Genomic DNA, 22,454 nt, shown 5'->3' on the forward strand with positions numbered 1-22,454 from the left:
CGTTCATTCAGTGAGGTCCCAGGCCTTGACAGCCGATCCGGCCTTCATCATGTCGATCACCCGGCAGTCGGCGCACATGCGCAGGCGGGCGCGCTCGGCCTCGCCAGCGAACATCGAATGCCCGGACAGGCGGGAGATCATGGATTCGATCAGCGGCGCCGCGCCCATGGCCTTGCCACAGGCGCTGCAATGGAAGATGTCGGCCTCGCGCAACGGGCGCGCCTTGCGTGCAGGCTCGCCAAGCAGCAGGCGCGGCTCGAGGGTGATCGCGGACTCCGGACAGGAGGCCTCGCACAGCCGGCACTGCAGGCAGTTCTTCTCGACGAACTCGAGCCGGTAGGCATCGCTCGCGGCGCGCAGCGCGCCGGCCGGACAGGCGCCGGTACAGGACATGCAGAGGGTACAGGCGTCGGACGCGAGCACCTGGCCAAAGGGCGCGCCGGCTTTCAAGGCGATCACCGCCGGCAGCCCGGCGGGCGCTTGCGCCGCGGGGGCGTGCGCGACCAGGTGGCGCAGCGCGAAATCCAGCGTCTCGCGCTTCTTCGGCAGGAGCTGGAAGCGCGCCGGCTCGGCGACGCCGGTCGCGGGCGCCCAGTCGTACAGGCCGCGCTCGAGCGCCTGCCAGCCGTCGGCGTCGGCCTCGATCACGCGCAGGTGCTCGCCGGCGTAGCCGAGCGCGCTGAGGATGGTCTGGCCGTGAGCGGCCTGCGCCCGCATCGGCGCGGCGTCGTGGCTGCCGGCGGCGAGCACCGCCACCTGGCAGGCACCGAGCGCGAGGCTGCCGAGCATCAGATCCAGCCCGACCGCATCCGCGCTCCACAGCTCGACCGGAATCACCCGCGCCGGCAGACCGCGGCCGCGGCGCGCGAGGCGGGCGATGGCGGCATTGCCCGCCTCCGCGGCGTGGAACAGCAGGCAGGCGTCCTGGCCGCCGGCGCGGGCGTATTCGGCGAGCAGGGTCTTCACGCGCTGGCCGAGCTCGGGCACGCGCGGGAACTGGAAGGACAGCGCACCCGATGGGCACACCGTGCTGCAGGTGCCGCAGCCCTTGCACAGATACGGGTCGACCGCGATCACGTCGCCCTTGCTGCGGATCGCCTCGGTGGCACAGACCTCGATGCAGTTGCTGCAGCCCGTTTTCTTCGCCCGGCTGTGCGCACAGAGGCCGGCTTCGAAGGCGACGTAGCGCGGCTTCTCGAACTCGCCGACGAACTCGCCCAGCGCCTGCACCGCGAGCGCCTGCTCGAAGGGGTCGCGCCCGGGCGCAGCGTAGCCGTCGGGCAGCTCGACGCGCCGGAGCAGCGGCTCGGCGGAGAGGTCGAGCACGAGGTCGAAGCGCTCGCTGCGCGCCACGTCGGCGCGCGCGAAGTCGATCGCGCCGATCTCGCCGCAGGCGGCGACGCAGGCGCGGTGGCTGCGACAGGCGTCCTCATCGACCTGCAGGTCCCAGCCGATCGCGCCCTCGGGACAGGCCTTCACGCAGGCGTTGCAGCGCACGCACAGCTCGAGGTCGATCGGGTTCTGCTGCGTCCATTCCAGCTCGAAGGCGCCCAAGTGACCGGAAAGCGTCAGCGGCTTGCCCGACCACACCGGGTAGGCATTGACTGCCGGCAGCTCGGCGTCCGGCGTGCGCGCGGTGATCAGCACCGCCGGCTCGAAGCTGCCGGCCAGGCGCTCCGCCCAGCCGAGCGCCGCGCCCGCCTCACCGATGATCAGCAGGCTGCGTCCCGCGGACATCTGCACCGCCGGTACCGGCTCGGGGTCGGCGAGCGTGGTCGCGGCGGCGATCAGCGCGGCGAGCTTGGGCGTCGCCGCGGCGGCCTCGGTCGACCAGCCGGCACTTTCGCGCAGGTTGAAGAAGCGGATGCGCTCGCCTGCGCCCTGCGCCTCGGCCAGTTCGCCGAACAGCGCGGTCTCCTGGGTGCAGGCGACGTGTACGCGCTGGCCGCCGGCGAGCGCGGCCTCGAGCGCAGGCAGCTCGCGACCGCACAAGGCGTGATGACAGCTCGCCGGCGCCAGGCGCGCGGCATCGAGGCTGAAGCTGCGATTGCAATCGCAGAGGTGAACCCGGGAAATCGGCTGCTGGCTGTCGGACATGTCTGGTTCCAGTGGTCTTCCTAGGCAAAGCAGTTCATAGGCCAGATACGAGGGAACTCATTGCCCCGCAGGCCTTCAGGAATCCCTCCGTCACAGCCCGAAAAATGGCTGGCGGGACAATTTGTCGCTCATGGCGCCTTTTGTCTCGGCGTAAGCGGATCGGGCCTGGTATCGGGACAGGTATCCGGCGTGACGTCGGGCGTGGCGACGGCATCGCACGCACCCAGTGCTCCGGCACCCGGATGAGGCCCCAGCTCCGTCGCCGCCGCCCCCAGCGGAAGGTCCTCGGACGCGTCGGACCCGGACGGACCAGGGGGCGCAGCGCCCCCGACGCCCGGCCCGGCCCCGACACTCGCCGCATCCCCCGGCAGCACCGCCTCGGCGTCCGCTGCAGGCGCGTTTGCCTGCAGCCATTCGCGCGCGTGCTGGAGCTTCGCCATCATCTCCGGCGGAATCGGGTCGGGCTGGGAGTAGTCGTCGATGTAGATGTCCAGCCCGTCCATGCGGTTGAAGTGCGGATCGGAGAACAGCTTCTGCAAGGCCTTGCGGCGCAGCGCCTCGCTCACTTCCTCCTTGAGGAAGGCGGTGAAATCGGAGGACAGCGACAGCCCCTCGATCGGCGGCAGCTGCGCCTCGGGGCTTGCCGACGGTGGCGAGACGGGCTCCACCACCGAACCCGGCGCAGCAGGCTCGACAGCGCCGGCGCTGCCCGTCACCTCCGCCGCCACCGTGCTGCCCGGGTCAGGCTGCACCGCCTGCTGCACCGCGGCGGCGAGCTTGCGGCGCGACCAGCGCGACAGGAAGCCACCGCTCACGTGCGCCTCCGGTCCAGGCCGAGCGGGTCGTTGCGCTTGACCTTCTTCTTCGGCTCCGGCTTGTAGTGGGTATTCACGAAATCGCCCACCCAGTCGGCGATCTCGCGCGGCATCGGCACCCCATCGACCTGCTCGCCCGAGTCCAGCCAGCGCGCCGCCTCGCCGTAGCTCACCGTGACCGTGACCGGACGCGCCAGCTCGCCGTCGGCACGCCAGAGCACGAACACCTTGGGAATGGGCGCGGCGATGTTGGCGAAGTAGTTCTCCGCCTCGTCGCGGAAGAGTTCGAGCGCAAAGCCGCCGAAACGCCACTGGCTGCGATCGGCCTCGTCGACGATCCGGCGCGGCGCCGGATCGGGATCGTCGAAGGCCGGCACCGCACCCACCGCCTCCCAGGCGGCATCGACCCAGGGGTTGTCGAGGCGGCGACGCTCCATGATCACCGCGATCGGGAAGTCTTTCATCGTGCAGCACCGGGAAAGGAAGATGTACGTCGTCCACAGCATACGACCCCCGCGGTCCCGGCGCGACCGTGAAAACCCGCGCTGGCAACCCGCGCCCGACTCGCGGGCGCAGCCCATCCATGCCCCACCGGTCTTGCAGCTACAATCGGGTGCTCACGCCTTTCACCCTCGCCGCGATGCCTCCTCCCGCCCGTCCACTGCTCAGCCAGGCCAGCCGCCCGCTCACCGTCGAGATCCCCGCCATCGACGAGCACGGCGCGACCGTGCCGACCGCGATCGCCGGCGAGCACCCGCTCACGCTCTACGTCGACAAGCGCGAGATCGTCACCCTGATGACGCTCGGCGCCGCCCCCGAGGCGCTCGCGATCGGCTGGCTGCGCAACCAGCGCCTGGTCAGGAGCCTCGACGAGATCGCCGCGGTGCAGGTCGACTGGGACGTCGACGCGGTGGCGGTGACCACGCGCCACGGCCTGCACGACGCCGAGCACAAGCTCGGCAGCCGCACCGTCACCACCGGCTGCGGTCAGGGCACCGTGTTCGGCGGGCTGATGGACGAGATCGACCAGGTCCGCCTGCCGCAGGACCGCCAGCTCGGGCAATCGACCCTCTACGCCCTGATGGACGCGGTGCGTCACCACGAATCCATCTACAAGCAGGCCGGCGCGGTGCACGGCTGCGCGCTCGCGCGGGCCACGCCCGCCGGCTGCGAGATCCTGATGTTCTTCGAGGACGTCGGCCGCCACAACGCGGTGGACGCGATCGCCGGCCAGATGTGGCTCGACGGCCTGGACGGCGCCGACAAGATCTTCTACACCACCGGCCGGCTGACCTCGGAGATGGTGATCAAGACCGCGCAGATGGGCATCCCCTTCCTGGTGTCGCGCTCCGGGCTCACCCACATGGGCTGGCAGATCGCGGAGAAGATCGGCCTCACCATGATCGGCCGCGCCCAGGGCAAGCACTACCTGCTGTTCTCCGGCGCCGACCGCTTCGTGCGCGACTGGCGCCCATTCACGCCACACGAGACACCCCGACGATGAGTTCCCCTTCCATCCCCCGCCCCGCCGACCGCCGCATCACCGGGGTGCTGCTCGCCGGCGGCCAGGGCAGCCGCATGGGCGGTGTCGACAAGGGCCTGGTCGCGCTCGCCGGGCGACCGATGGCGGCGCATGCGCTCGAACGCCTCGCCCCCCAGGTCGATGAACTGATCATCAACGCCAACCAGAACCTGGAGGCCTGGCGCAGCTTCGGCCATCCGGTGTTCGGCGACGACATCGGCGGTTTCGCCGGTCCGCTCGCCGGGCTGCATGCCGCGCTCAAGCGCGCGCAGCACCCCTTCGTCGTCACCGCGCCCTGCGACTCGCCCTTCCTGCCCGCCGACCTCGTCGAGCGCCTGGCCACGGCGCTGCACGCCGCCGATGCCCAGCTCGCGGTAGCAAAGACCTTCGACCAGCCGCACCCGGTGTTCTGCCTGTGCCGACGCGATATCGCCGACCACCTCGGCGCCTTCCTGGCCGGCGGCGGGCGCAAGATCGACCGCTGGTACGGCACGCTGAAGGTGGTGGAGGTGCCTTTCGACGACGAGGAAGCCGCCTTCCGCAACATCAACACCCGCGACGAGCTGGCGGAGGCCGCGCGCGACCTGCCCGGCGCCGAGGACGCACCGCGCCGATGACGTCGCGCCCCGCGCATCCGGCAGGCGCCGGTGCGCCGCATGGCGCAGACCACGCCGCGGACGCCGCGCCCTCGCGACGCCGGCCACCGGCGCCGGACATGCACGCCGGGGCGCCCGCCGCGCCCGCGGCCTGCCTCAACGCGCGCGAGGCCGCGGCCTTCCTGCAGCTCAACGAGAAGAAGCTCTACGAGCTCGCCAACAGCCGTGAGCTGCCCGCCGCGCGCGTGGGCGGCAAGTGGCTGTTCCCGCGCGCGCTGCTGGAGGAATGGCTGCTCGAGCAGGCCCACGGCGGCGCGCTCACCGACCGCCTGCTGATCACCGGCAGCGACGACCCGCTGCTGGCCGCCACGGTGGGCGCGCTCGCGCCGGCGCTGGGCGGCGAGGCCTTCGTCGCCTACAGCCCCACCGGCACCCTGGCGGGGCTGGAATTGCTCGCCCGCCGCCGCGCCAGCGTGTGCGCGCTGCACTGGGGCGGCGTCGAGCACAGCGCGCAGCAGCACGCCATGCTGCTGCGCCGCTTCGCGCCGCACCGCCAGTGGGCGCTGGTCCGCCTGGCGCTGCGCGAACAGGGGGTGATCCTGCGCCGCGGCCTCGAGGTCGACGGCATCGAGACCCTGGCCGCCTTCGACTATCGCTGGGCGATGCGCCAGCCCGGCGCCGGCTCGGCGCATTTCCTCGCGTCCGCGCTCGCCAGCCGTGGCTTCGCGGCCGCGGACTGCAGCGCCGTCGCCACCGCCCACACCGAGCGCGAGGCTGCGGCCCTGGTCGCGCGCGAGGACGCCGACTGCGCACCCGGCACGCGCGCGGCGGCGGCGGAGTTCGGCCTCGGCTTCCTGGCGCTCGGCTGGGAGGCCTTCGACCTCGCGCTGCCGCGCGACGTGCTGTTCCGCCGCCTGTTCCAGGATCTGCTCGCCGCACACGGCGACGCACGCTCGCAGGCGCTGGCGAACCGGCTCGGCGGCTACGACCTCAGCCCCCTCGGACGGGTGCTCGGCCTCGACTGACGGGGCACCCCGGTCTCAGTGCAGCTTGACGCGGGGCTCGGTGCGACGCGTGATCATGCGCGCCAGGGTGTCGAGCGTCACCTTGACCCAGCCGTGCAGCGCAAGCTCGTGCATCTTGTACAGCGAGGCGTACATCAGGCGGGCAAACCAGCCCTCGATGAACAGGTCGCCCCGGGTGAGTCCGCCCATCATGTTGCCCACGGTGCTGAACTCGCCGAGCGACACCAGCGAACCGAAATCGCGGTAGCGGTAGTCCCGCATCGGCTTGCCGGCGATGCGGCGCTGCAGCTGCTGGTACAGATGCGCGGCCTGCTGGTGCGCGGCCTGCGCGCGCGGCGGCACGAAGCCGTTCTTGTCCGGCCACGGGCAGGCGGCGCAGTCGCCGAGCGCGAAGATGTCGTCGTCGGCCGAGGTCTGCAGCGTCGGCCTCACCACGAGCTGGTTGATGCGGTTGGTTTCCAGACCATCCAGTTCGCCGAGGAAGTCGGGCGCCTTCACCCCTGCCGCCCACACCACCAGCTCGGCGGGCAGCACGCGACCGTCGGCAAGGCGCACGCCGTCGGCCATCACCTCCGCCACCCGTGCATCGGTATGCACATCCACGCCGAGCGTGCGCAGCAGGCGCTCGGTGGCCTGCGAGAGGCGCTCGGGCAGCGCCGGGAGCACGCGCGGGGCGGCCTCGATGAGGACGAGCCTGATGTCCTTGTCGGCATCGACGCGATCCAGGCCGTAGGCCACCACCTCGCGGGTGGTGTGGTGAAGCTCGGCGGCAAGCTCGACGCCGGTGGCGCCGGCACCGATGATCGCCACGTGCAGCTGCTCGGGGCGCAGCGGCGTGGGCTGGGCGTGGGCGCGCACGCAGGCGTTGACCATGCGCACATGGAAGCGCCGCGCGTCCGCGACCGTCTCGAGCTTGAGCGCGTGCTCGCGCACGCCGGGGGTACCGAAATCGTTGCTCTGGCTGCCGACCGCGATCACCAGCGTGTCGTAGGGGAAGGAGCGCGCCGGTGTGACCTCCTTGCCGTCCTCATCCACGAAGGGCGCGACGTGCACCTCGCGCGCCCGACGATCGAGGCCGGTCATCCGACCGATGCGGAAACGGAATCCATGCCAGTGCGCCTGCGCCAGGTAGGGCACCTCGTGATCACCGAGATCCATGCTCCCGGCAGCAATCTCGTGCAACTTGGGCTTCCAGACGTGGGTGCGCTTGCTGTCGATGAGCGTGACCTCGGCCGTGCCGCGACGGCCGAACTTGCGGCCCAGGCGTGTCGCCAACTCCAGCCCGCCCGCGCCGCCGCCGACGATGACGATACGGTGAGGCGCCCCCGACGTGGCCTTGTCGATCTGCATGATTTTCTCTCGATAAAATTTTTAATCTCGAGAATCTTAGCAGAGCATGGCCGGCCTCTTGCCCGCAGGTCGCACCGATGCAACAGCGCGCCACGCGATCGCGGGCGGGGTGGCGCTACAAGCGCAGGCGGTCCACGATGAAGTCGGCCACCTGCGCGGGATCGTTGATGTCGAGCTGGGGCAGTGTTGCGCCCAGCCTGACGTCGGTGGCAATGGCAATGATGTGCGGATCGTCCGGATGCAGCAGCGGCTCGGTCACCACGGCGCGGTGCACCTCGATCTTGGGAATCGCGGCACGCTTGAAGCCTTCGACCAGCACCAGGTCGCAAGGCCCGAGCCGGGCGAGCAGCTCGTCGAGCGTGGCCTCGGGCGCGCCGCGCAGCTCGCGGGTGAGCGACCAGCGCTGCGCCGAGCTCACCATGACCTCGCTGCAGCCGGCCTGACGGTGGCGCCACGAGTCCTTGCCGGCATGGTCGATGTCGAAGCTGTGGTGCGCGTGCTTGACCAGCGACACCACCAGACCGCGCGCGCTGAGCACGCCGATCACCTGTTCGACCAGGGTGGTCTTGCCGCTGCCGGACCAGCCGGCGAAACCCATCACTTTCATGTTGCTTGCGTTCCTGCGGTTGCGTCGTCGCGGCCACCGGGCGGCAGCGCGGGGAGTTCTCGATACACGGGCTCGGCGAGCAGGCTGACGGTGAAGGCCGCACCCTGCCCGGGGGCGCTGTCCACCTCGATGCGGCCGCCGTAGCGCTCGACCAGGGTGTGGCTGATGGACAGTCCGAGCCCGGTGCCCTGACGTTTCTTGGTGGTGAAGAAGGGGTCGAAGATGCGCGCGAGGTCCTCGGCACGGATGCCGCTGCCGGTATCGCGCACGGTGATGCGCACCCCGCGCGCGTCGCCGGCGGGGTCGCGGTCGGTGGTCTCCAGCGTCAGCGTGCCGCCGGCGGGCATGGCCTGCACGGCGTTGACGATGAGGTTGATCAGCACCTGCTGCAGCTCCTGCAGGTTGATGTTGACCCGGACGGTCGCGGCCAATCGCTGCACGACCCTCACGTCTGCGCGCACGAGGTGCTGGCGGGTGAGCACCAGGCAGTCGGCGAGCGCGGCGTTGACATCCACGCGCTCGACGTAGCCGGCGAACTCGCCCGGGCGGGCGAACTGCAGCAGCTTGGTGACGATCAGGCGGATGCGTCCGACCTGCTCGTGGATGAGACGGATCTCGTTGGCCACCGGCTGCGCCGCAGCGCCGAGCTCCTCGCGCAGCAGGTCGAGGTTGCCCTGGATCACCGCGGTGGGGTTGCTGATCTCGTGCGCGACGCCGGCGGTGAGTTCGCCGATCGCGGCGAGCTTCTCACTCATCACCAGCCGGCGCTGCGCGGCGCGCAGTTCTTCATTGGCCGCGGCGAGGGCGGCGGTGCGCTCGGCAACCTTGCGGTCGAGCGAGGCGTTCAGCGCCTGCAGCTCGCCGCGGCGCACGGCCTGGTCGTCGAGCAGGCGGTCGAAGGCGGTGGCGAGGCGGCCGAGCTCGTCGCGGCTGGCGAGATCGCCGACACGCGCACGCTCGTCGCCCGCGTCGATGCGGCCGATGGTGGCGTGCATGCGCTCGATCGGACGGAAGATGCCGCGCGCCCAGTACAGCGTCAGCAGCGCACCGGCGACGCACACCAGCAGGGCGAGCGCGCCCACCGCAAGCAGCGCCATGCGCTTGGCGGCGCGGAACGGCGCTTCGAGAAAACCGACGTAGAGCATGCCGACACGCTCGCCGCGGCTGTCGAGCACGGGCTCGTAGGCCGACACGTACCAGTCGTTGACCACGAAGGCGGTCTCCAGCCAGGTGCGGCCGTGGTCGAGGACGTGCCTGCGCACCTCGTCCGAGGCGCGCGTACCGAGCGCGCGCACGCCCTCGAAGAGGCGCACGTTTGTGGCGATGCGCACGTCATCGACGAAAAGGGTGGCCGTGCCCTCGCTGCCTTCGGGCAGGCTGCCTTCGCGATAGACGATGGCGTTGAGCGTGTCGACGAAATCGAGGTTGCCATTGAGCAGCACGCCGCCTTCGAGCACGCCGATGAGATTGCCGGCGGCGTCGACGACGGGCGCGGCCGCATGGACCACGAGTCCGCGGTCCTCCTCCGCGCGCGGATCGGGGCGCGCACGCGCGGTCCGCACCAGCGCGAGACGGGCGCGTTCGCGCAGCGCGGCATCGATCTCGCCGAGCTGCTCGGGCGTGAAGCGCTCCACCACGCTGCCGCCGCCGGCGCGGATCGCCCGTTGCACGACCGGCCAGTCGGCACGGCCTGCGCCGGTCGCCGTGGCGGTGGAGGCGTGGAGCACGCGTCCGTTCACATCGAGCAGGTTCAGGAAGTCCAGGCCCAGGCCGCCCTTGCGCGCCGCCAGCAGGGCGGAGACGCCGGCCGGCGTCTCCTCGGCCAGCGTGCGCGCGAGCGCATGCGAGCCGGCCAGCCCCTGAACACTGCTGCCGACGCCGTCGACCACGCGCTCGAAATAGCCGTGCGCAGTCGCCAGGTCGCTGCCGACGCGCGACACCATGAGGCGGTGGTAATACACCTCGCCCCAGTACCAGAGCAGGCCCATGATGAGCGGAAAGCCGAGCATCAGCGGCGCGAGCACCAGTCCGAGCAGCTTGGCGCGCACCGAGCGGCGCAGGCGATCGACAAGGGGTGTCACCCTCGACGCCCCCGTCCCGCGCCCGGCCGGTCGCGCCGCCTCCCCGGGGTGCGCATGCGATTCAGGCCCGGCGTTCCGCGCGCCGCGCGGCGTACTCGGCCTCGGCCGCCCAGTCGGCGAACTTGCGCTCGAGGGTCTTGCGCGACACGCCCAGCCGGCGCGCCGCCTCGGTCTTGTTGCCGTCGCAAGCGGCGGTGACGCGCTCGATGTGGCGGCGCTCGACCTCCGCGAGGCTGAGTTCGAGATCGTCCTCCGCCGCCAGCAGCGGAGCGTGACCACCCGCGTGCGGCTCGGGCGGGAAGCAGCCGAGGATCAGCGAGCGCTCGACGTAGTTGCGCAGTTCGCGCACGTTGCCCGGCCAGGGGTAGGCGGTGAGCCGGCTCACCACCTCGTGCGACAGCGGCAAGGGCGCCACCCCGAGCTGGGTGGAGAACTGCCCCATGAAATGCCGCATCAGGTCGGGGATGTCCTCGGGCCGCGCGCGCAGCGGCGGCAGCGCGACATCGACCACCGCCAGCCGGTAGTAGAGATCCTCGCGGAAGCGCCCGGCGCGTACCTCGGTGGCCAGGTCGCGGTTCGAAGCGGCGATGATGCGCACATCCACCGGCACCTCGCGCTCGGAGCCCACCGGGCGCAGCTTGCGCTCCTCGAGCACGCGCAGCAGGCGCGTCTGCATCGGCAAGGGCAGCTCGCTGATCTCGTCGAGGAACAGCGTGCCGCCGTGGGCGTAGTAGAACAGTCCGTTGCGGCTCTCGGTGGCGCCGGTGAAGGCGCCCTTGACGTGACCGAAGAGCTCGCTCTCGATCAGCTCGGAAGCGATCGCCGCACAGTTGACCGGCACGAAGGGGCGCTGCGCGCGCGGGCTGGTCTGATGCAGGGCGCGCGCCACCACCTCCTTGCCGGTGCCCGACTCGCCGAGGAGCAGCACCGTGCTGGGCATCTGCCCGATGCGCCGCACCATCGCGCGCAGCTGCTCGATCGCCGGCGAATGGCCGACGAGGCCGGTGGGATCCGCCGCCAGGCCGGCGAGCTCGCGGCGCAGCACGAAGTTCTCGCGCGCGAGACCGGCGCGCTCGAAGCAGCGCTTGATCGAGTTGAGAATCTGGTCGACGCGGAAGGGCTTGAGGATGAAGTCGGAGGCGCCGCCACGCAGGGCGTCGATCGCGGTCTCCATGTCGGCAAAGGCGGTGACGAGGATGACGTCGCCGGTGTAGCCATGCTCGCGCAGCTCGTGCAGCCACTCGATGCCCGACTTCCCGGGCAGCGCGATGTCCAGGATGAGCAGATCGAAATGCAGCCGCGCCATCAGCGCCGCCGCGTGCTCGGCGTCCGCCGCCGACTGCACCATGCCGCACCGGCGGGCGAGCGTGCGCTCGAGGAAGTTGCGCATGCCCTCCTCGTCGTCCACCACCAGCACCGAATGCGCCTGCCAGTTGTACTCGGCCAGGCCCACCGGCTCCGCACGCGCGCCGGCGGCGCCCGCCTGGCCCCGCGTCATCTCGTGCACCATCGTGCCCTCTCCCCTCACCGCCATCCTCCTCCGTCACGCCTCCGTGCCCGCAGCCTCAGAACGGCTTGAGCACCACCAGGAACACCACGACGAACAGCACCAGCACCGGGATCTCGTTGAAATAGCGGTACCAGACATGGCTGCGCGTGTTGCGGCCGGCGGCGAAGTCGCGCATCAGCTTGCCGCAGTACAGGTGGTAGCCGATGAGCCCGATCACGAGCAGTGTCTTCAGGTGCAGCCAGCCGCCGGCAAAGCCGTAGCCGAACCACAGCCACAGGCCGAGGCCGACGGCGAGGATGCCGAGCGGGGTCATGAAGCGGTACAGCTTCATCTCCATCATCGCCAGGCGCTCGCGGGTGGCCGCGTCCTCGACCATCGCATGATTGACGAACAGGCGGGGCAGGTAGAACAGGCCGGCGAACCAGCTCACGACGAAGACGATGTGCAGGGCCTTCAGGGACAGCATCGAGGATCTCGCTCCAGGATTGATCGGAAATGTGCGCAACAGGGCGGCGCTGCAGGCGCGCCCGCGGCTGGGTCAGCCCGCGGTCGCGGCGCGCAGCCCGTCCGCGATCGTCGGATAGCGCAGGCGCACGCGCAGTTCCCGCTTCAGCCGGCGATTGTCGAGGCGGCGCGACTCGCCCATGAAGGACAGGGTGAGCGCCGACAGCCGGGCGGCGATCTCGGCGCGCGGCAGGCGCGGCGGGCGGGCAAGCGAGAAGGCGTCGGCCACGGCGTCGAAGTAGTCCCCCATCTTCATGCCGGAGTCGTCGCTCGCGTTGTACACCCGGCCCGCGGGAGCGCGAAACAGCGCCAGACAGGCGAGGCGGGCGAGATCGTCGGCGTGGATGTGGTTGGTATGCACGTCCTCGTCGACGACCAGCACCGGATCGCCGCGGCGCAGGCGGTCGAGCGGCAGGCGGTCGGCGGCGTAGATGCCGGGCGCGCGCAGCACGGCCACGCGCACGCCGGCGCGGCGGCCGAAGCTACGCAGCCGGCGCTCGGCATCGACCCGGCGCCGACCGCGCGCAGTCTGTGCGTTGCAGCGCCGCGTCTCGTCCACGCGGGCCCCGCCACAGTCGCCGTAAACCCCTGTCGTGCTTATGTATACCACCCCCTGTGGTAGACTTTTGCCGCTTCCGAGCGCGGCCAGCAGCCGCTTCGTGCGAGGGTCGTCCGGGCCGCTCGCGGGCGGCGGCGCAAAGTGCAGCACCGCGTCGGCCAGCCCGGCCAGGCGGCGCAGGCTGTGGCGATCGTCGAGGTCGCCGAGCAGCGGGACCGCGCCCGCCGCGCGCAGTGCCGGGCAGCTCTCGGGCTGGCGCACGAGGGCGAACACGCGAAAGCGGCGCGTCAGCCAGGGAAGGGCGCGGAGCGCGACGTCACCGCTGCCCACGATCAGGATTCGTTTCATTTTTTGATTATCTCACGCACCATGACCCATCGGATTTCACTTCGCCCCGGCGACCATCACTTCGAGGCCGCCGATGATCAGACCGTGCTCGAGGCCGCACTCGCCGCAGGCCTGCTGCTGCCGCACAGCTGCCGCGACGGCGCCTGTGGCGCCTGCAAGGGCAAGGTGCTCGAAGGCGAGGTGGATCTGAAGCCGCACTCCGCGGGCGCGCTCACCGACGCCGAACGCAGCGAGGGCTACACCCTGTTCTGCTGCGCCCGCCCGCTGGGCGACCTGGTCGTGCAGGCGCGCAACGTCAGCCGCGCCGACGACATCCCGGTGAGAAAGCTGCCGGCGCGCGTGCAGCGCCTGGAGCGCCTCGCCGACGACGTCATGCTGATCGACCTCAAGCTGCCGGCGAGCGAGCAGTTCCAGTTCCGCGCCGGCCAGTACATCGACATCCTGCTCGCCGACGGCCAGCGCCGCAGCTTCTCGATCGCCAATGCGCCCCACGACGCCGGCCATCTCGAGCTCCACGTGCGTCGCATCGACGGCGGCCGCTTCACCGCCCATGTGTTCGAGACCATGAAGGAGAAGGAGATCCTGCGCTTCGAGGGCCCGCTCGGCAGTTTCTGGCTGCGCGAGGACTCCACGCGACCGATCGTCATGGTTGCCGGCGGCACCGGCTTCGCGCCGATCAAGGGCATCGTCGAGCACGCCCTCCACACCGGCCTGCAACGGCCGATCACGCTCTACTGGGGGGCACGCACCCGCGCCGGTCTGTACATGGACGCGCTCGCGCGCACCTGGGAAACCGCGCTGCCCGGATTCCGCTACGTGCCGGTACTGTCGGACGAAGCATGGGACGGCCGCCAGGGGCTGGTGCACCAGGCGGTACTGGACGATTTTGCCGACCTCGCGCAGCATGAGGTCTATGCCTGTGGCGCACCGGCAATGATCGAGGTCGCGCGCAGCAGCTTCTGCATCGAGCGCGGACTGGCGGGGGACGCCTTCTTCGCCGATGCGTTCACTTTCGCCCAGCCCTCGAACTGAGCCCCGGAGCGCTCGATGAGCCAGACCACGCTGCTGACCCGCGAACCGGTCGTCAACAAGAACCGCGCCATCACCGCCAACCGCATCATCGCCCACGGCCCGAACATCGGCGCGGTGGCCGAGGCGCTCGCCGGCCAGGCCGAGGTGTGGCCGACCCACCATCCGGTCTTCGTCAGCCTCGGTCGCCTCGTACCCACGCCCGACCTCATGGCGTGGTCGATTCCCGACAACGTCGCCATCGAAATCCCGGCGCAGACGCTCGCCCACCCGCAGACACAGGCGCTGATGGCCAATCTGCGCGACGCCGGCGTGGGCATGTGCCTGACCTGGTACCAGCCGGGCGTCGCCCTGCCCGCCGGCTACGACTGGCGCTTCGTCCTCATCGACGCCCGCCGCGTCCCCACCCCGTCAGGCTCGCCGGGGCTCAGCCTGGCCTGGGGCCTGCCCGACATCGGCGGATTCCGCGACGCCGTCGGCGCGGGCTACGACGGCGCCTCGGGCTGGTTCTTCCTCCACGGCAACCCGCCGGCCAAGGCGCTCACGCCCGGGCACGCGCAGATCGTCCGCCTGCTCAACCTGGTGCGCAACAACGGCGAGATCCGCGACATCGAGGCGGTGCTCAAGCAGGACGTGGCGCTGTCGTACAAGCTGCTGCGCTACATCAACTCGGCCGGCTTCGGCCTGATGGTCGAGATCCAGTCCTTCCGCCACGCGGTGAGCATCCTCGGCTACGACGCCCTCAACAAATGGCTGTCGCTGCTGCTGGTCACCGCCAGCCGCGACCCGAGCGCGCCCGCGCTGATGCAGACCGCGATCGCGCGCGGCCGCTTCATGGAGGAAATCGGCGCGAGCTACTTCGATGCCGGCGAGCGCGACAACCTCTTCATCACCGGCGCCTTTTCCCTGCTGCACACCCTGCTCGGCACCTCGATGCAGGCCCTGCTCGAGGAGATGAACCTGCCCGCCAACGTCAGCGAGGCCCTGCTCTACGGCCAGGGCGAGTTCGCGCCCTTCCTGCGCCTGGCGCAATCCTGCGAGAACTTCGACGTCAAGGCGCTCAATGCCGCCGCCGGCGAGCTGCACCTGCCGTTCGAGCGTGTCAATCGCGCCCTGCTCGTCGGCCTCGGCTTCGCCGACAGCCTGAACGCATGAGTGCGCCCGGCACCCGCGCGGCGGCAGGCGCCGGCGCCAAGCATCCGACTGCCACACCGGTCACGGAAAGCGGCGGGACGAACGGCTAGAATCCCCGAGCCCCATTCCTCGCGTCCGACCGCATGCTGCCTGCCGCCTTCAGTGCCTTCGAGCTCCAGCCCCTGCCGGATGGCGCGTCCACCATCCTGCGCCTGCTGGCTGCGCCGGCGCCGAACTGGTCCGAGATCGCCCTCGTCGCCGCACGCGATCCGGCGCTGAGCGTGGCCCTGCTGGTGGCCGATCCGATCCGTGCCGGCGAGTTGCGCGAAGGCATCAACGCGGCCTTGCGCCGCCGCCTCGAGGGTGTCGGTCCGGACCTGCTGCGCGCCTGGCTGCTCGGCCTCGGCCATGCCGGCGAGGCGGGCGACGAGGCGACCGACGGCGCGCTGCTGCGTGCCGAATGCGCGCTCCATCTCGCCATCGAGACCGGGTACCCGCGCCCGGACGAGGCCTATCTCGCCGGGCTGTGGCGAGGCCTCACCCGCTCGCCCGCCTGGAAGCGCGAACGCTGCCCGGACGCCGCCGCCCTCGTGGCCGCCTGCGGCCTGCCGCCCAGCCTCGGCGATGCCCTCGAAGCCTGCGGCCTGCTCGACGAACAGCTGGCAACGGCGCACCCCCTGCTCGCCGTGGTCGAGGCCGCCGAGCGTCTTGCCGCCGCCGACTGGCAGGATCACGCCGCGCGCGTCGCCACGCTATGCGGCCTGGAGACGACGAGCGTGCTGAGCCTGCGCACCGATGTCGGCTATATCGTCTCCGGCCATGCCGCCTATCCCGCCGTGCCGGCCTCGGCGAGCCCGCCCGCGCGCCCCTCGCTGCGCCTGGCCGAGGACCCCTACCGCTGTGCCGGCATGCTCGGCCTGCTCACCGCGGCCTTCGTCGATCTGGACAGCGCGACCATTCGCGAACGGCTGAAGATCGCGTGCCCGCTGTTCGGCCTGCACACGCCTCCCATTCTCCTCGGCGCCAGCGAGGACGGCCGCCTGCGGCCGCTTCTCGATGCGGCGCCCGACAGCGTCGCCGCGCTCATCGGCGAACTCGAGCTGCGTATCGACGACGAGGCCAGCTGCATCGCGCTCGGTGCGCGCAGCGAACATCCGACCGCGTACTTCGCGGAGGGCGGCGGGCCTGGGCGCAGCGTGGCCGACTGGCAGATCGCACGCTGGCTGGGCCGCTGCGGCTTCCACGTGCTGCCGCTGAGCTCGGGCCAGGACGCCACGGTGGCCGTGATCGGCGCGGCCGCGGCGAAGGCGCTCGACAGCGAGGTGCGCTGGCGCTATGCGGCCCTGCTCGGCGCGGCTGCACGCGCGCTGCGCAGCTACCACCGCCAGCGCAGCGAGCTCACCGCCCGCGAGGCCGTCCTGCAACAGCGCTTCCGCGAGCACGTGCGCAAGGTCGTGCACGAAGCGACCAACCCGCTCACCGTGCTCAAGAGCCGCATCGGCATGTTGAGCCAGGAGCGCGCGGACGACATCCCCCTGCAGGACGAGATGAGCCTGCTCAACGCCGAGCTCGATCGCATCGACAACCTGCTGCGCGGCGCCGCGGATCTGCCTGCGGAGGTCAGCGAGACACGTCATTGCCGCGTACCCGAGCTGCTGCTCGACATGCGCACGCTCTACGGCGAGCCGCTGTTCGGCAGCCGCGGCATCCAGCTCGAGCTGCGCGCCGCGCGTGACGTGCCGCCCGCCGCGATCCCCGCCTCGGCGCTCAAGCAGGTGCTGCTCAACCTGCTGCGCAACGCCTCCGAGGCGCTGCAGCCGGGCCAGCGGCTGGTGGTGTCGGTGTTCCCGCTGGTCAACGTAGACGGCCGCAACTGCCTCGAGATCCGCTTCGTGGACAACGGCCCGGGCCTGCCGGCGGAACGTGCCCAGGACCCGCTCACGCCGCGGCAGACTACCAAGGGCAGCGGCCACCAGGGTCTGGGACTGAGCGTGGTGCGCGAGATCCTCGCCCAATGGGATGCCACCTTGCTATGCCGATCCCAGATGGGTGCAGGCACCAGCTTCCAGATTTTCGTGCCGCTGGAACAAAGCGCCTGAGTGTTGCATCATGCGGTCGAACAAGACCTCCAAACCACACCTCCCGGGAGCCATGGTCACGCCGACCGAGCATGCATTCCGGCCTCAGACCGAGCGGACTTCCGGTGTCGAGGCCGGCACGTTCAGGATCCTGATCGTCGACGATGATCCGTCCCTGCGCCGCACCTTCCCGCACGTGCTTGCACGACCGGGAAGGCATTTCGACGAGTGCGGCACGATCGGCGAGGCCATCGAGCGCCTCGAGCACGAGCATTACGCGCTCATCCTGCTCGACTACCGCCTGCCCGACGCCAACGGCCTCGCCCTGCTCGACTGGCTGGTCGACCACCAGCGCGACGAGGCAGTGATCATCATCAGCGGCGAGGATGCGATCGATGCCGCGATCGCGGCGCTGCGCCGCGGCGCCGACGACTACGTGCGCAAGCCCTACCACGTGGCCCAGTTGCAGCGCGCGGTCGACGGCGCCTTGCACAAGGGCGCCCTGGAGAAGGCCAACAAGCTGATGAGCCAGCGCCTGAAGGCTTCCGAGCGCCTGCACCGCTACCTCGTCGAGAGCTCGCCCGACCTCATCTTCACCCTGGACAGCGCCGGCCGCTTCACCTACGTGAATCCGCGCGTCAAGGCCCTGCTCGGCTACGACCGCAGCGCGCTCATGCGCCGCCCCTTCACCACCTTGGTGATGCCCGAGGACCTCGACCGCATCGACGGCCTGCTCAGCCAGCCGAGCAGCCTGCCGGGGGAGAGCTTCAACGTCGAGCTGCGCCTGCGCCGCTACCGCGGCGGCGCCGACAGCGAAAGCGACAGCGTCACCGTGTCGCTCACCGGCATTCCGATGATCACGCAGGAGGACGACCGCCGCGTCGTCGGCCTGTACGGCGTCGCGCGCGACATCTCCGAGCGCAAGCGCGCCGAGGAGATCATCACCTTCCAGGCCTATCACGACCAGCTCACCCACCTGCCGAACCGCGTGCTGTTCAAGGACCGCCTGGAGCTGGCGATCGCGCAGGCCCAGCGCCGCACCGGGGCGCTGGCGGTGATGTTCATCGACGTGGATCGCTTCAAGCTGGTCAATGACACCTTCGGCCATGCCGAAGGCGACGCGCTGTTGCGCGCCATCGCCAGCCGCCTGTCGGCCACGCTGCGCCGCGGCGACACCCTCGCCCGCCTCGGCGGCGACGAGTTCACCGTGCTGCTGCCTGACATCAATCAGCCCGAGGACGCCGAGGTGATCGCGCGCAAGGTGCTGGATGCGCTCGGCGCGCCGATTTCCCTCAGCCAGGGCCAGTTCCGTGCCACGGTGAGCGTCGGCATCGCACTGTACCCGCGCGACGGCGGCACGGCGGAGGAGCTCACCCGTCACGCCGATGTCGCGATGTACCAGGTCAAACGCTCGGGCAAGAACGCCTACCGATTCTTCGACCCCGACCTCAACACCCGCCACCGCGACCGCATTGCGCTCGAGAACGACCTGCGCACCGCCCTCGCCCGCAACGAGCTGGATCTGCACTACCAGCCCCAGGTAAGCGTGATCGAGCGTCGCATCGTGGGCCTCGAAGCCCTGCTGCGCTGGCAGCACCCGGTGCTCGGTCCGATCCCGCCCGCCACGTTCGTACAGGTGGCCGAGGAGGTCGGCCTGATCGGCGAGATCAGCGCCTGGGTCCTGGAGCGTGCCTGCACCCAGGTCGCCGAGTGGCGGGCGGCGGGGATCGAGGCGCCGCGGCTGTCGATCAACCTTTCGGCGCACGACTTCCACCGCGCCAACATCGTCGCCTCCATCACCGAATGCCTCGGACGCCACGCGCTGGATCCGGACCAGTTCGAGATCGAGATCACCGAGAGCATCATGATGGACGACACCACCAGCGTCGCCGCCAAGCTGCGCGAACTGCGCTCGGCCGGCATCAGCGTGGCCATCGACGACTTCGGCACCGGCTACTCGGCGCTCGCCTACCTGCAGAAGTTTCCGGTGAGCTCGCTCAAGATCGACCGCAGCTTCGTGCGCGACCTCGAAGGCCCGATGACCAACCCGATCATCTCGGCGATCACCGGCATTGCGCGCGGCTTCGAGCTCGAGCTCGTCGCCGAAGGCGTGGAGAACGAAGAGCAGGCGCGCGCGCTGCGCGCCCTCGGCTGCGACGTGATGCAGGGTTACCTGTTTGCCCGCCCGGCGGCAGCGGCCGAGGCCCGCAACTGGCTCTCGAGCCCCGAACGGCTGTTCGAGGCGTTCGACGCCAGCAGCGCGACCGCGCATTACGCGAACTGAGCCGCGCCTGCGCACCCGCAAGAAAAAAGCCGGCGCATGCCGGCTTTTTTCAACTCAGGACCGCACGACCGCGCGGCCTGGGCCCTGCATCACTTGAGCGAGAGGATCCACTCGACCAGCGCCTTGGCGTCGGCGTCGTTCACCTGGGCGTTCGGCGGCATCGGAACCTTGCCCCACACGCCCACGCCGCCCTTCTGCACCTTGGTCGCCAGGGTGGCGACGGCGTCGGGCTGACCGGCGTACTTGGCGGCAACCTCCTTGTAGGCCGGGCCGACCAGCTTCTTGTCCACCGCGTGACAGGCCATGCAATTCTTGGACTTGGCCAGCGCCTCGGAGGCGAAAGCGGGCGAAGCGGAGAGGAGACCTGCAGCAACCGCAGCAGCAACGAGTGCCTTCATATTCCTTACCTCTTGGTGTTGGTTGTTACCGGCTCGTATTAAACCACCGCAGGCGCAGCTTTGCCCATGATTCGCAAACGATGTTGCACATTTGCAGTGCGCTCCATCACCGCCCGGCCGAGTCCTCACTGGCGCACTTCCATCGCCTCGTCCGCCCTCGAGCCAGCGCCGCTGGCTCGGAAGGGATTGATGTCGAGACCACCACGACGGGTGTAGCGCGCCCACACCGCCAGCGCGCGCGGTCTGCAGCGCGCCATCAGGTCGCAGAACACCCGCTCCACGCACTGTTCGTGAAATTCGTCGTGCGCGCGGAAGGAGACCACGTAGCGCAGCAGGCCCGCGCGATCGATGGCGGGACCGCGGTAGCGCACCACCAGGGTGCCCCAGTCGGGCTGGCCGGTGACCAGGCAGTTCGATTTCAGCAGGTGCGAGTAGAGCGTCTCCTGCACCTCCGGCCCGTCGGCACGCAGCGCCTCCGGAAAGGGCTGGTAGCGGTCGATGTCGATCTCGAGCGTATCGATGCATACGCCTTCCGGGTAGCCGAAGCGGCGCTCGGGGCGCTCGTGCAGCGGCCGCAGCACCACCGCCACCGCGGCGCCGGCCGCTGCCGACAGGTCGCGCGCGATCGTCGCGCGCACCTCCTCGACGCTCGCACAGCGCTGCTGGTTGAAGGCGTTCAGATAGAGCTTGAGCGACTTCGACTCGATCAGCCGCGGCGAGGCGGCCGGAACGCGGAACTCGCCGAGCGCGACCACCGGCTTGCCACGCGCGTCGAGCCAGGACAGCTCGTAGGCATTCCACAGGTCCTCGCCGACGAAGGGCAGCGCATCGGCGCGCAGGCCGAGTTCGGCGCGCTTCAACTGGCGCTCGATCGGAAACAGCAGCTCGGGCGCATAGGTGTCGCGGTAGGCGACGACCCGGCCGAGCGGGGACGATTCGGCGCCGTGCGGGCGCGTGGAGTGGGTGTTCATGCGTGATCCCGGAACGTCAGTGGCGCGCGGCGGCGAGCAGCGCGTCGAGGTCTAGATGAGCCTCGACGGCGTCGGCAAGACGGTCGAGGTCGACTTCGCGGCGGGCGGCGAGATCCACCGTGGCGGCGCCGCGCAGCCCGGCCCAGTCGAGCAGCGCGGACACCGCCTCCGGGTCATCGAAGAGCCCATGCACATAGGTGCCGAGGACCCGCCCGTCGGTCGACAGCGCGCCGTCGGGCCGCGTGCCGCCAGCGTCATCGAGCAGCACGGCGGGGCGCTCGAGTGCGGAGCCGCGGCTGACCCCCATGTGGATCTCGTAGCCGGCGACCGCCGCGCCGTCCGCCGACAGGAGCTCGGACCGGCCGACCCCGCCCAGGTTCGCGAGCCGGCCGCGCACGTTGCGCAGCTGCTTGTGCGGCGCGAGCTCGGTGCGAATGTCGAGCAGGCCGAGGCCGGCGACGCTGGCCGGCGCCCCCTCGAGGCCGAGCGGATCGGCGAGCTCGCGACCGAGCATCTGGAAGCCGCCGCAGATTCCCAGCACCCGCCCGCCGTAGCGCAGGTGGCGCAGGATCGCCTCTTCCCAGCCCTGCGCGCGCAGCCAGGCGAGGTCGGCCTGCACGCTCTTGGAGCCGGGGAGCACGATCAGGTCGGCAGGTGGGATCGTCTGCCCCGGGCCGACCCAGTGGAAATCCACCTGTGGATGCAGGCGCAGCGGATCGAGATCGGTGTGATTCGAGATGCGCGGATAGACCGGCGCGATCACCCGCAGCGCAGCCTCGCCCGCACGCACGTCGGCGGTAGCATCGGCGAGCGCGTCCTCGGCATCGAGGAAGAGCCCGTGCAGGTAGGGCAGCACGCCGAACACCGGACGCCCGGTGCGCGCCTCCAGCCAGTCGAGGCCGGACTGCAGCAGGCCGATGTCGCCGCGGAAGCGGTTGATCACGAAGCCCTTCACCCGCGCCTGCTCGGAGGGCGAGAGCAGCTCGAGCGTGCCCACCAGGTGGGCGAACACGCCGCCGCGGTCGATGTCGGCGACCAGCACCACCGGCACGTCGGCCGCCTCTGCGAAGCCCATGTTGGCGATGTCGCGGTCGCGCAGGTTGATCTCGGCCGGACTGCCGGCGCCCTCGACCAGCACCGCATCGTAGGCGCCGCACACGCGGTCCCAGCTCTGCATCACCGCCGCCATCGCGGTCGGCTTGTAGGCGTGGTAATCGCGCGCCGAGAGGTTGGCGACGGCGTGGCCGTGGATGATGACCTGAGCGCCGATGTCTGACGAGGGCTTGAGCAGCACTGGGTTGAAGTCGGTGTGCGGCGCGACGCCCGCGGCGAGTGCCTGCAGGGCCTGGGCGCGGCCGATCTCGCCACCGTCGGCCGTCACGGCCGAGTTGAGCGCCATGTTCTGCGGCTTGAAAGGCGCCACGCGCAGGCCGCGCCGGCGCAGGCAACGCGCGAGCCCGGCGACCAGGGTGCTCTTGCCGGCGTCCGAGGTGGTGCCCTGCACCATCAGCGTGATCGGGGGGGACATGGCGTAGAATCCTGCGGT

The 22,454-nt window shown here is 70.7% G+C and carries 19 protein-coding genes; 7 read left to right on the forward strand and 12 right to left on the reverse strand.

All coding sequences use genetic code 11. The annotated features are described in order from the left end of the window. Nucleotides 1-3 precede the first annotated feature (3 nt). From AAG895_RS17075 to AAG895_RS17085, 3 genes are all read right to left on the reverse strand, one after another. The gene (locus tag AAG895_RS17075) at nt 4-2,097 is read right to left on the reverse strand and encodes a 4Fe-4S binding protein (protein ID WP_345793173.1); all 2,094 of its coding nucleotides are present in this window, start codon (nt 2,095-2,097) and stop codon (nt 4-6) included. 128 nt (nt 2,098-2,225) lie between these two features. After that, entirely contained in the window at nt 2,226-2,912 is a 687-nt protein-coding gene (locus tag AAG895_RS17080) for a DUF3306 domain-containing protein (protein ID WP_345793174.1), read from the reverse strand. Next, a complete protein-coding gene (locus tag AAG895_RS17085) occupies nt 2,909-3,376 on the reverse strand; it encodes a DUF3305 domain-containing protein (protein WP_345793175.1) in 468 nt (155 codons plus the stop codon). Before AAG895_RS17085 ends, AAG895_RS17080 begins: the two co-directional genes overlap by 4 nt. Nucleotides 3,377-3,552: 176 nt before the next feature. On the opposite strand from AAG895_RS17085, the gene AAG895_RS17090 reads away from it, so the two are divergent. The 3 genes from AAG895_RS17090 to AAG895_RS17100 all read left to right on the forward strand — a co-directional run bounded on the left by AAG895_RS17090 (nt 3,553) and on the right by AAG895_RS17100 (nt 6,055). Continuing rightward, nucleotides 3,553-4,416 (forward strand): formate dehydrogenase accessory sulfurtransferase FdhD, encoded by an 864-nt coding sequence (locus AAG895_RS17090; protein ID WP_345795324.1) that lies wholly within the window; start codon nt 3,553-3,555, stop codon nt 4,414-4,416. Further along, on the forward strand, nt 4,413-5,051 hold the full coding sequence (gene mobA, locus AAG895_RS17095) for a molybdenum cofactor guanylyltransferase MobA (protein ID WP_345793176.1): 639 nt from the start codon (nt 4,413-4,415) through the stop codon (nt 5,049-5,051). The genes AAG895_RS17090 and mobA overlap by 4 nt, the downstream gene beginning before the upstream one ends. A gap of 98 nt (nt 5,052-5,149) precedes the next feature. Further along, nucleotides 5,150-6,055, forward strand: coding sequence for a helix-turn-helix transcriptional regulator (locus AAG895_RS17100; protein ID WP_345795325.1), 906 nt, complete (start codon nt 5,150-5,152; stop codon nt 6,053-6,055). A gap of 15 nt (nt 6,056-6,070) precedes the next feature. Here the strand turns inward: AAG895_RS17100 and AAG895_RS17105 are convergent, their stop codons facing one another. The 6 genes from AAG895_RS17105 to AAG895_RS17130 form a co-directional block, all read right to left on the reverse strand. After that, complete coding sequence (locus AAG895_RS17105) at nt 6,071-7,405, reverse strand: NAD(P)/FAD-dependent oxidoreductase (RefSeq protein WP_345793177.1); 1,335 nt, start codon at nt 7,403-7,405, stop codon at nt 6,071-6,073. Between the two features lie 115 nt (nt 7,406-7,520). After that, complete coding sequence (gene mobB, locus AAG895_RS17110) at nt 7,521-8,012, reverse strand: molybdopterin-guanine dinucleotide biosynthesis protein B (protein ID WP_345793178.1); 492 nt, start codon at nt 8,010-8,012, stop codon at nt 7,521-7,523. Next, nucleotides 8,009-10,021, reverse strand: a complete 2,013-nt coding sequence (locus AAG895_RS17115) for a cache domain-containing protein (RefSeq protein ID WP_345795326.1) — start codon at nt 10,019-10,021, stop codon at nt 8,009-8,011. The genes mobB and AAG895_RS17115 overlap by 4 nt, the downstream gene beginning before the upstream one ends. Nucleotides 10,022-10,154: 133 nt before the next feature. Continuing rightward, nucleotides 10,155-11,591 carry a sigma-54 dependent transcriptional regulator gene (locus AAG895_RS17120; RefSeq protein ID WP_345795327.1) on the reverse strand — a complete coding sequence of 479 codons (1,437 nt, stop codon included), beginning with the start codon at nt 11,589-11,591 and terminating at the stop codon, nt 10,155-10,157. 67 nt (nt 11,592-11,658) lie between these two features. Further along, nucleotides 11,659-12,069 (reverse strand): CopD family protein, encoded by a 411-nt coding sequence (locus AAG895_RS17125; RefSeq protein WP_345793179.1) that lies wholly within the window; start codon nt 12,067-12,069, stop codon nt 11,659-11,661. Between the two features lie 72 nt (nt 12,070-12,141). Beyond that, a complete protein-coding gene (locus AAG895_RS17130) occupies nt 12,142-13,014 on the reverse strand; it encodes an SDR family oxidoreductase (RefSeq protein WP_345793180.1) in 873 nt (290 codons plus the stop codon). Nucleotides 13,015-13,035: 21 nt separating this feature from the next. Between AAG895_RS17130 and AAG895_RS17135 the strand changes: the two genes are divergently transcribed. The 4 genes from AAG895_RS17135 to AAG895_RS17150 all read left to right on the forward strand — a co-directional run bounded on the left by AAG895_RS17135 (nt 13,036) and on the right by AAG895_RS17150 (nt 19,539). Next, nucleotides 13,036-14,046: a CDP-6-deoxy-delta-3,4-glucoseen reductase gene (locus tag AAG895_RS17135; RefSeq protein WP_345793181.1), complete on the forward strand. Its 1,011-nt coding sequence runs from the start codon at nt 13,036-13,038 to the stop codon at nt 14,044-14,046. A gap of 15 nt (nt 14,047-14,061) precedes the next feature. Further along, nucleotides 14,062-15,198 carry an HDOD domain-containing protein gene (locus AAG895_RS17140; protein ID WP_345793182.1) on the forward strand — a complete coding sequence of 379 codons (1,137 nt, stop codon included), beginning with the start codon at nt 14,062-14,064 and terminating at the stop codon, nt 15,196-15,198. Between the two features lie 122 nt (nt 15,199-15,320). Beyond that, nucleotides 15,321-17,276 (forward strand): ATP-binding protein, encoded by a 1,956-nt coding sequence (locus AAG895_RS17145; protein WP_345793183.1) that lies wholly within the window; start codon nt 15,321-15,323, stop codon nt 17,274-17,276. A 52-nt stretch (nt 17,277-17,328) separates the two neighbouring features. Further along, the gene (locus AAG895_RS17150; RefSeq protein WP_345793184.1) at nt 17,329-19,539 is read left to right on the forward strand and encodes an EAL domain-containing protein; all 2,211 of its coding nucleotides are present in this window, start codon (nt 17,329-17,331) and stop codon (nt 19,537-19,539) included. 89 nt (nt 19,540-19,628) lie between these two features. On the opposite strand, the gene AAG895_RS17155 is transcribed toward AAG895_RS17150, so the two are convergent. The 3 genes from AAG895_RS17155 to AAG895_RS17165 all read right to left on the reverse strand — a co-directional run bounded on the left by AAG895_RS17155 (nt 19,629) and on the right by AAG895_RS17165 (nt 22,436). Next, nucleotides 19,629-19,937, reverse strand: a complete 309-nt coding sequence (locus AAG895_RS17155) for a c-type cytochrome (protein WP_345793185.1) — start codon at nt 19,935-19,937, stop codon at nt 19,629-19,631. 125 nt (nt 19,938-20,062) lie between these two features. Then, nucleotides 20,063-20,908, reverse strand: coding sequence for an NADPH-dependent 7-cyano-7-deazaguanine reductase QueF (gene queF / locus AAG895_RS17160; RefSeq protein ID WP_345793186.1), 846 nt, complete (start codon nt 20,906-20,908; stop codon nt 20,063-20,065). 16 nt (nt 20,909-20,924) lie between these two features. Further along, nucleotides 20,925-22,436, reverse strand: a complete 1,512-nt coding sequence (locus tag AAG895_RS17165) for a cobyric acid synthase (RefSeq protein ID WP_345793187.1) — start codon at nt 22,434-22,436, stop codon at nt 20,925-20,927. Between the last annotated feature and the right edge of the window lie 18 nt (nt 22,437-22,454).

The organism is Thauera sp. JM12B12, from assembly GCF_039614725.1.
Taxonomy (GTDB): Bacteria; Pseudomonadota; Gammaproteobacteria; order Burkholderiales; family Rhodocyclaceae; genus Thauera.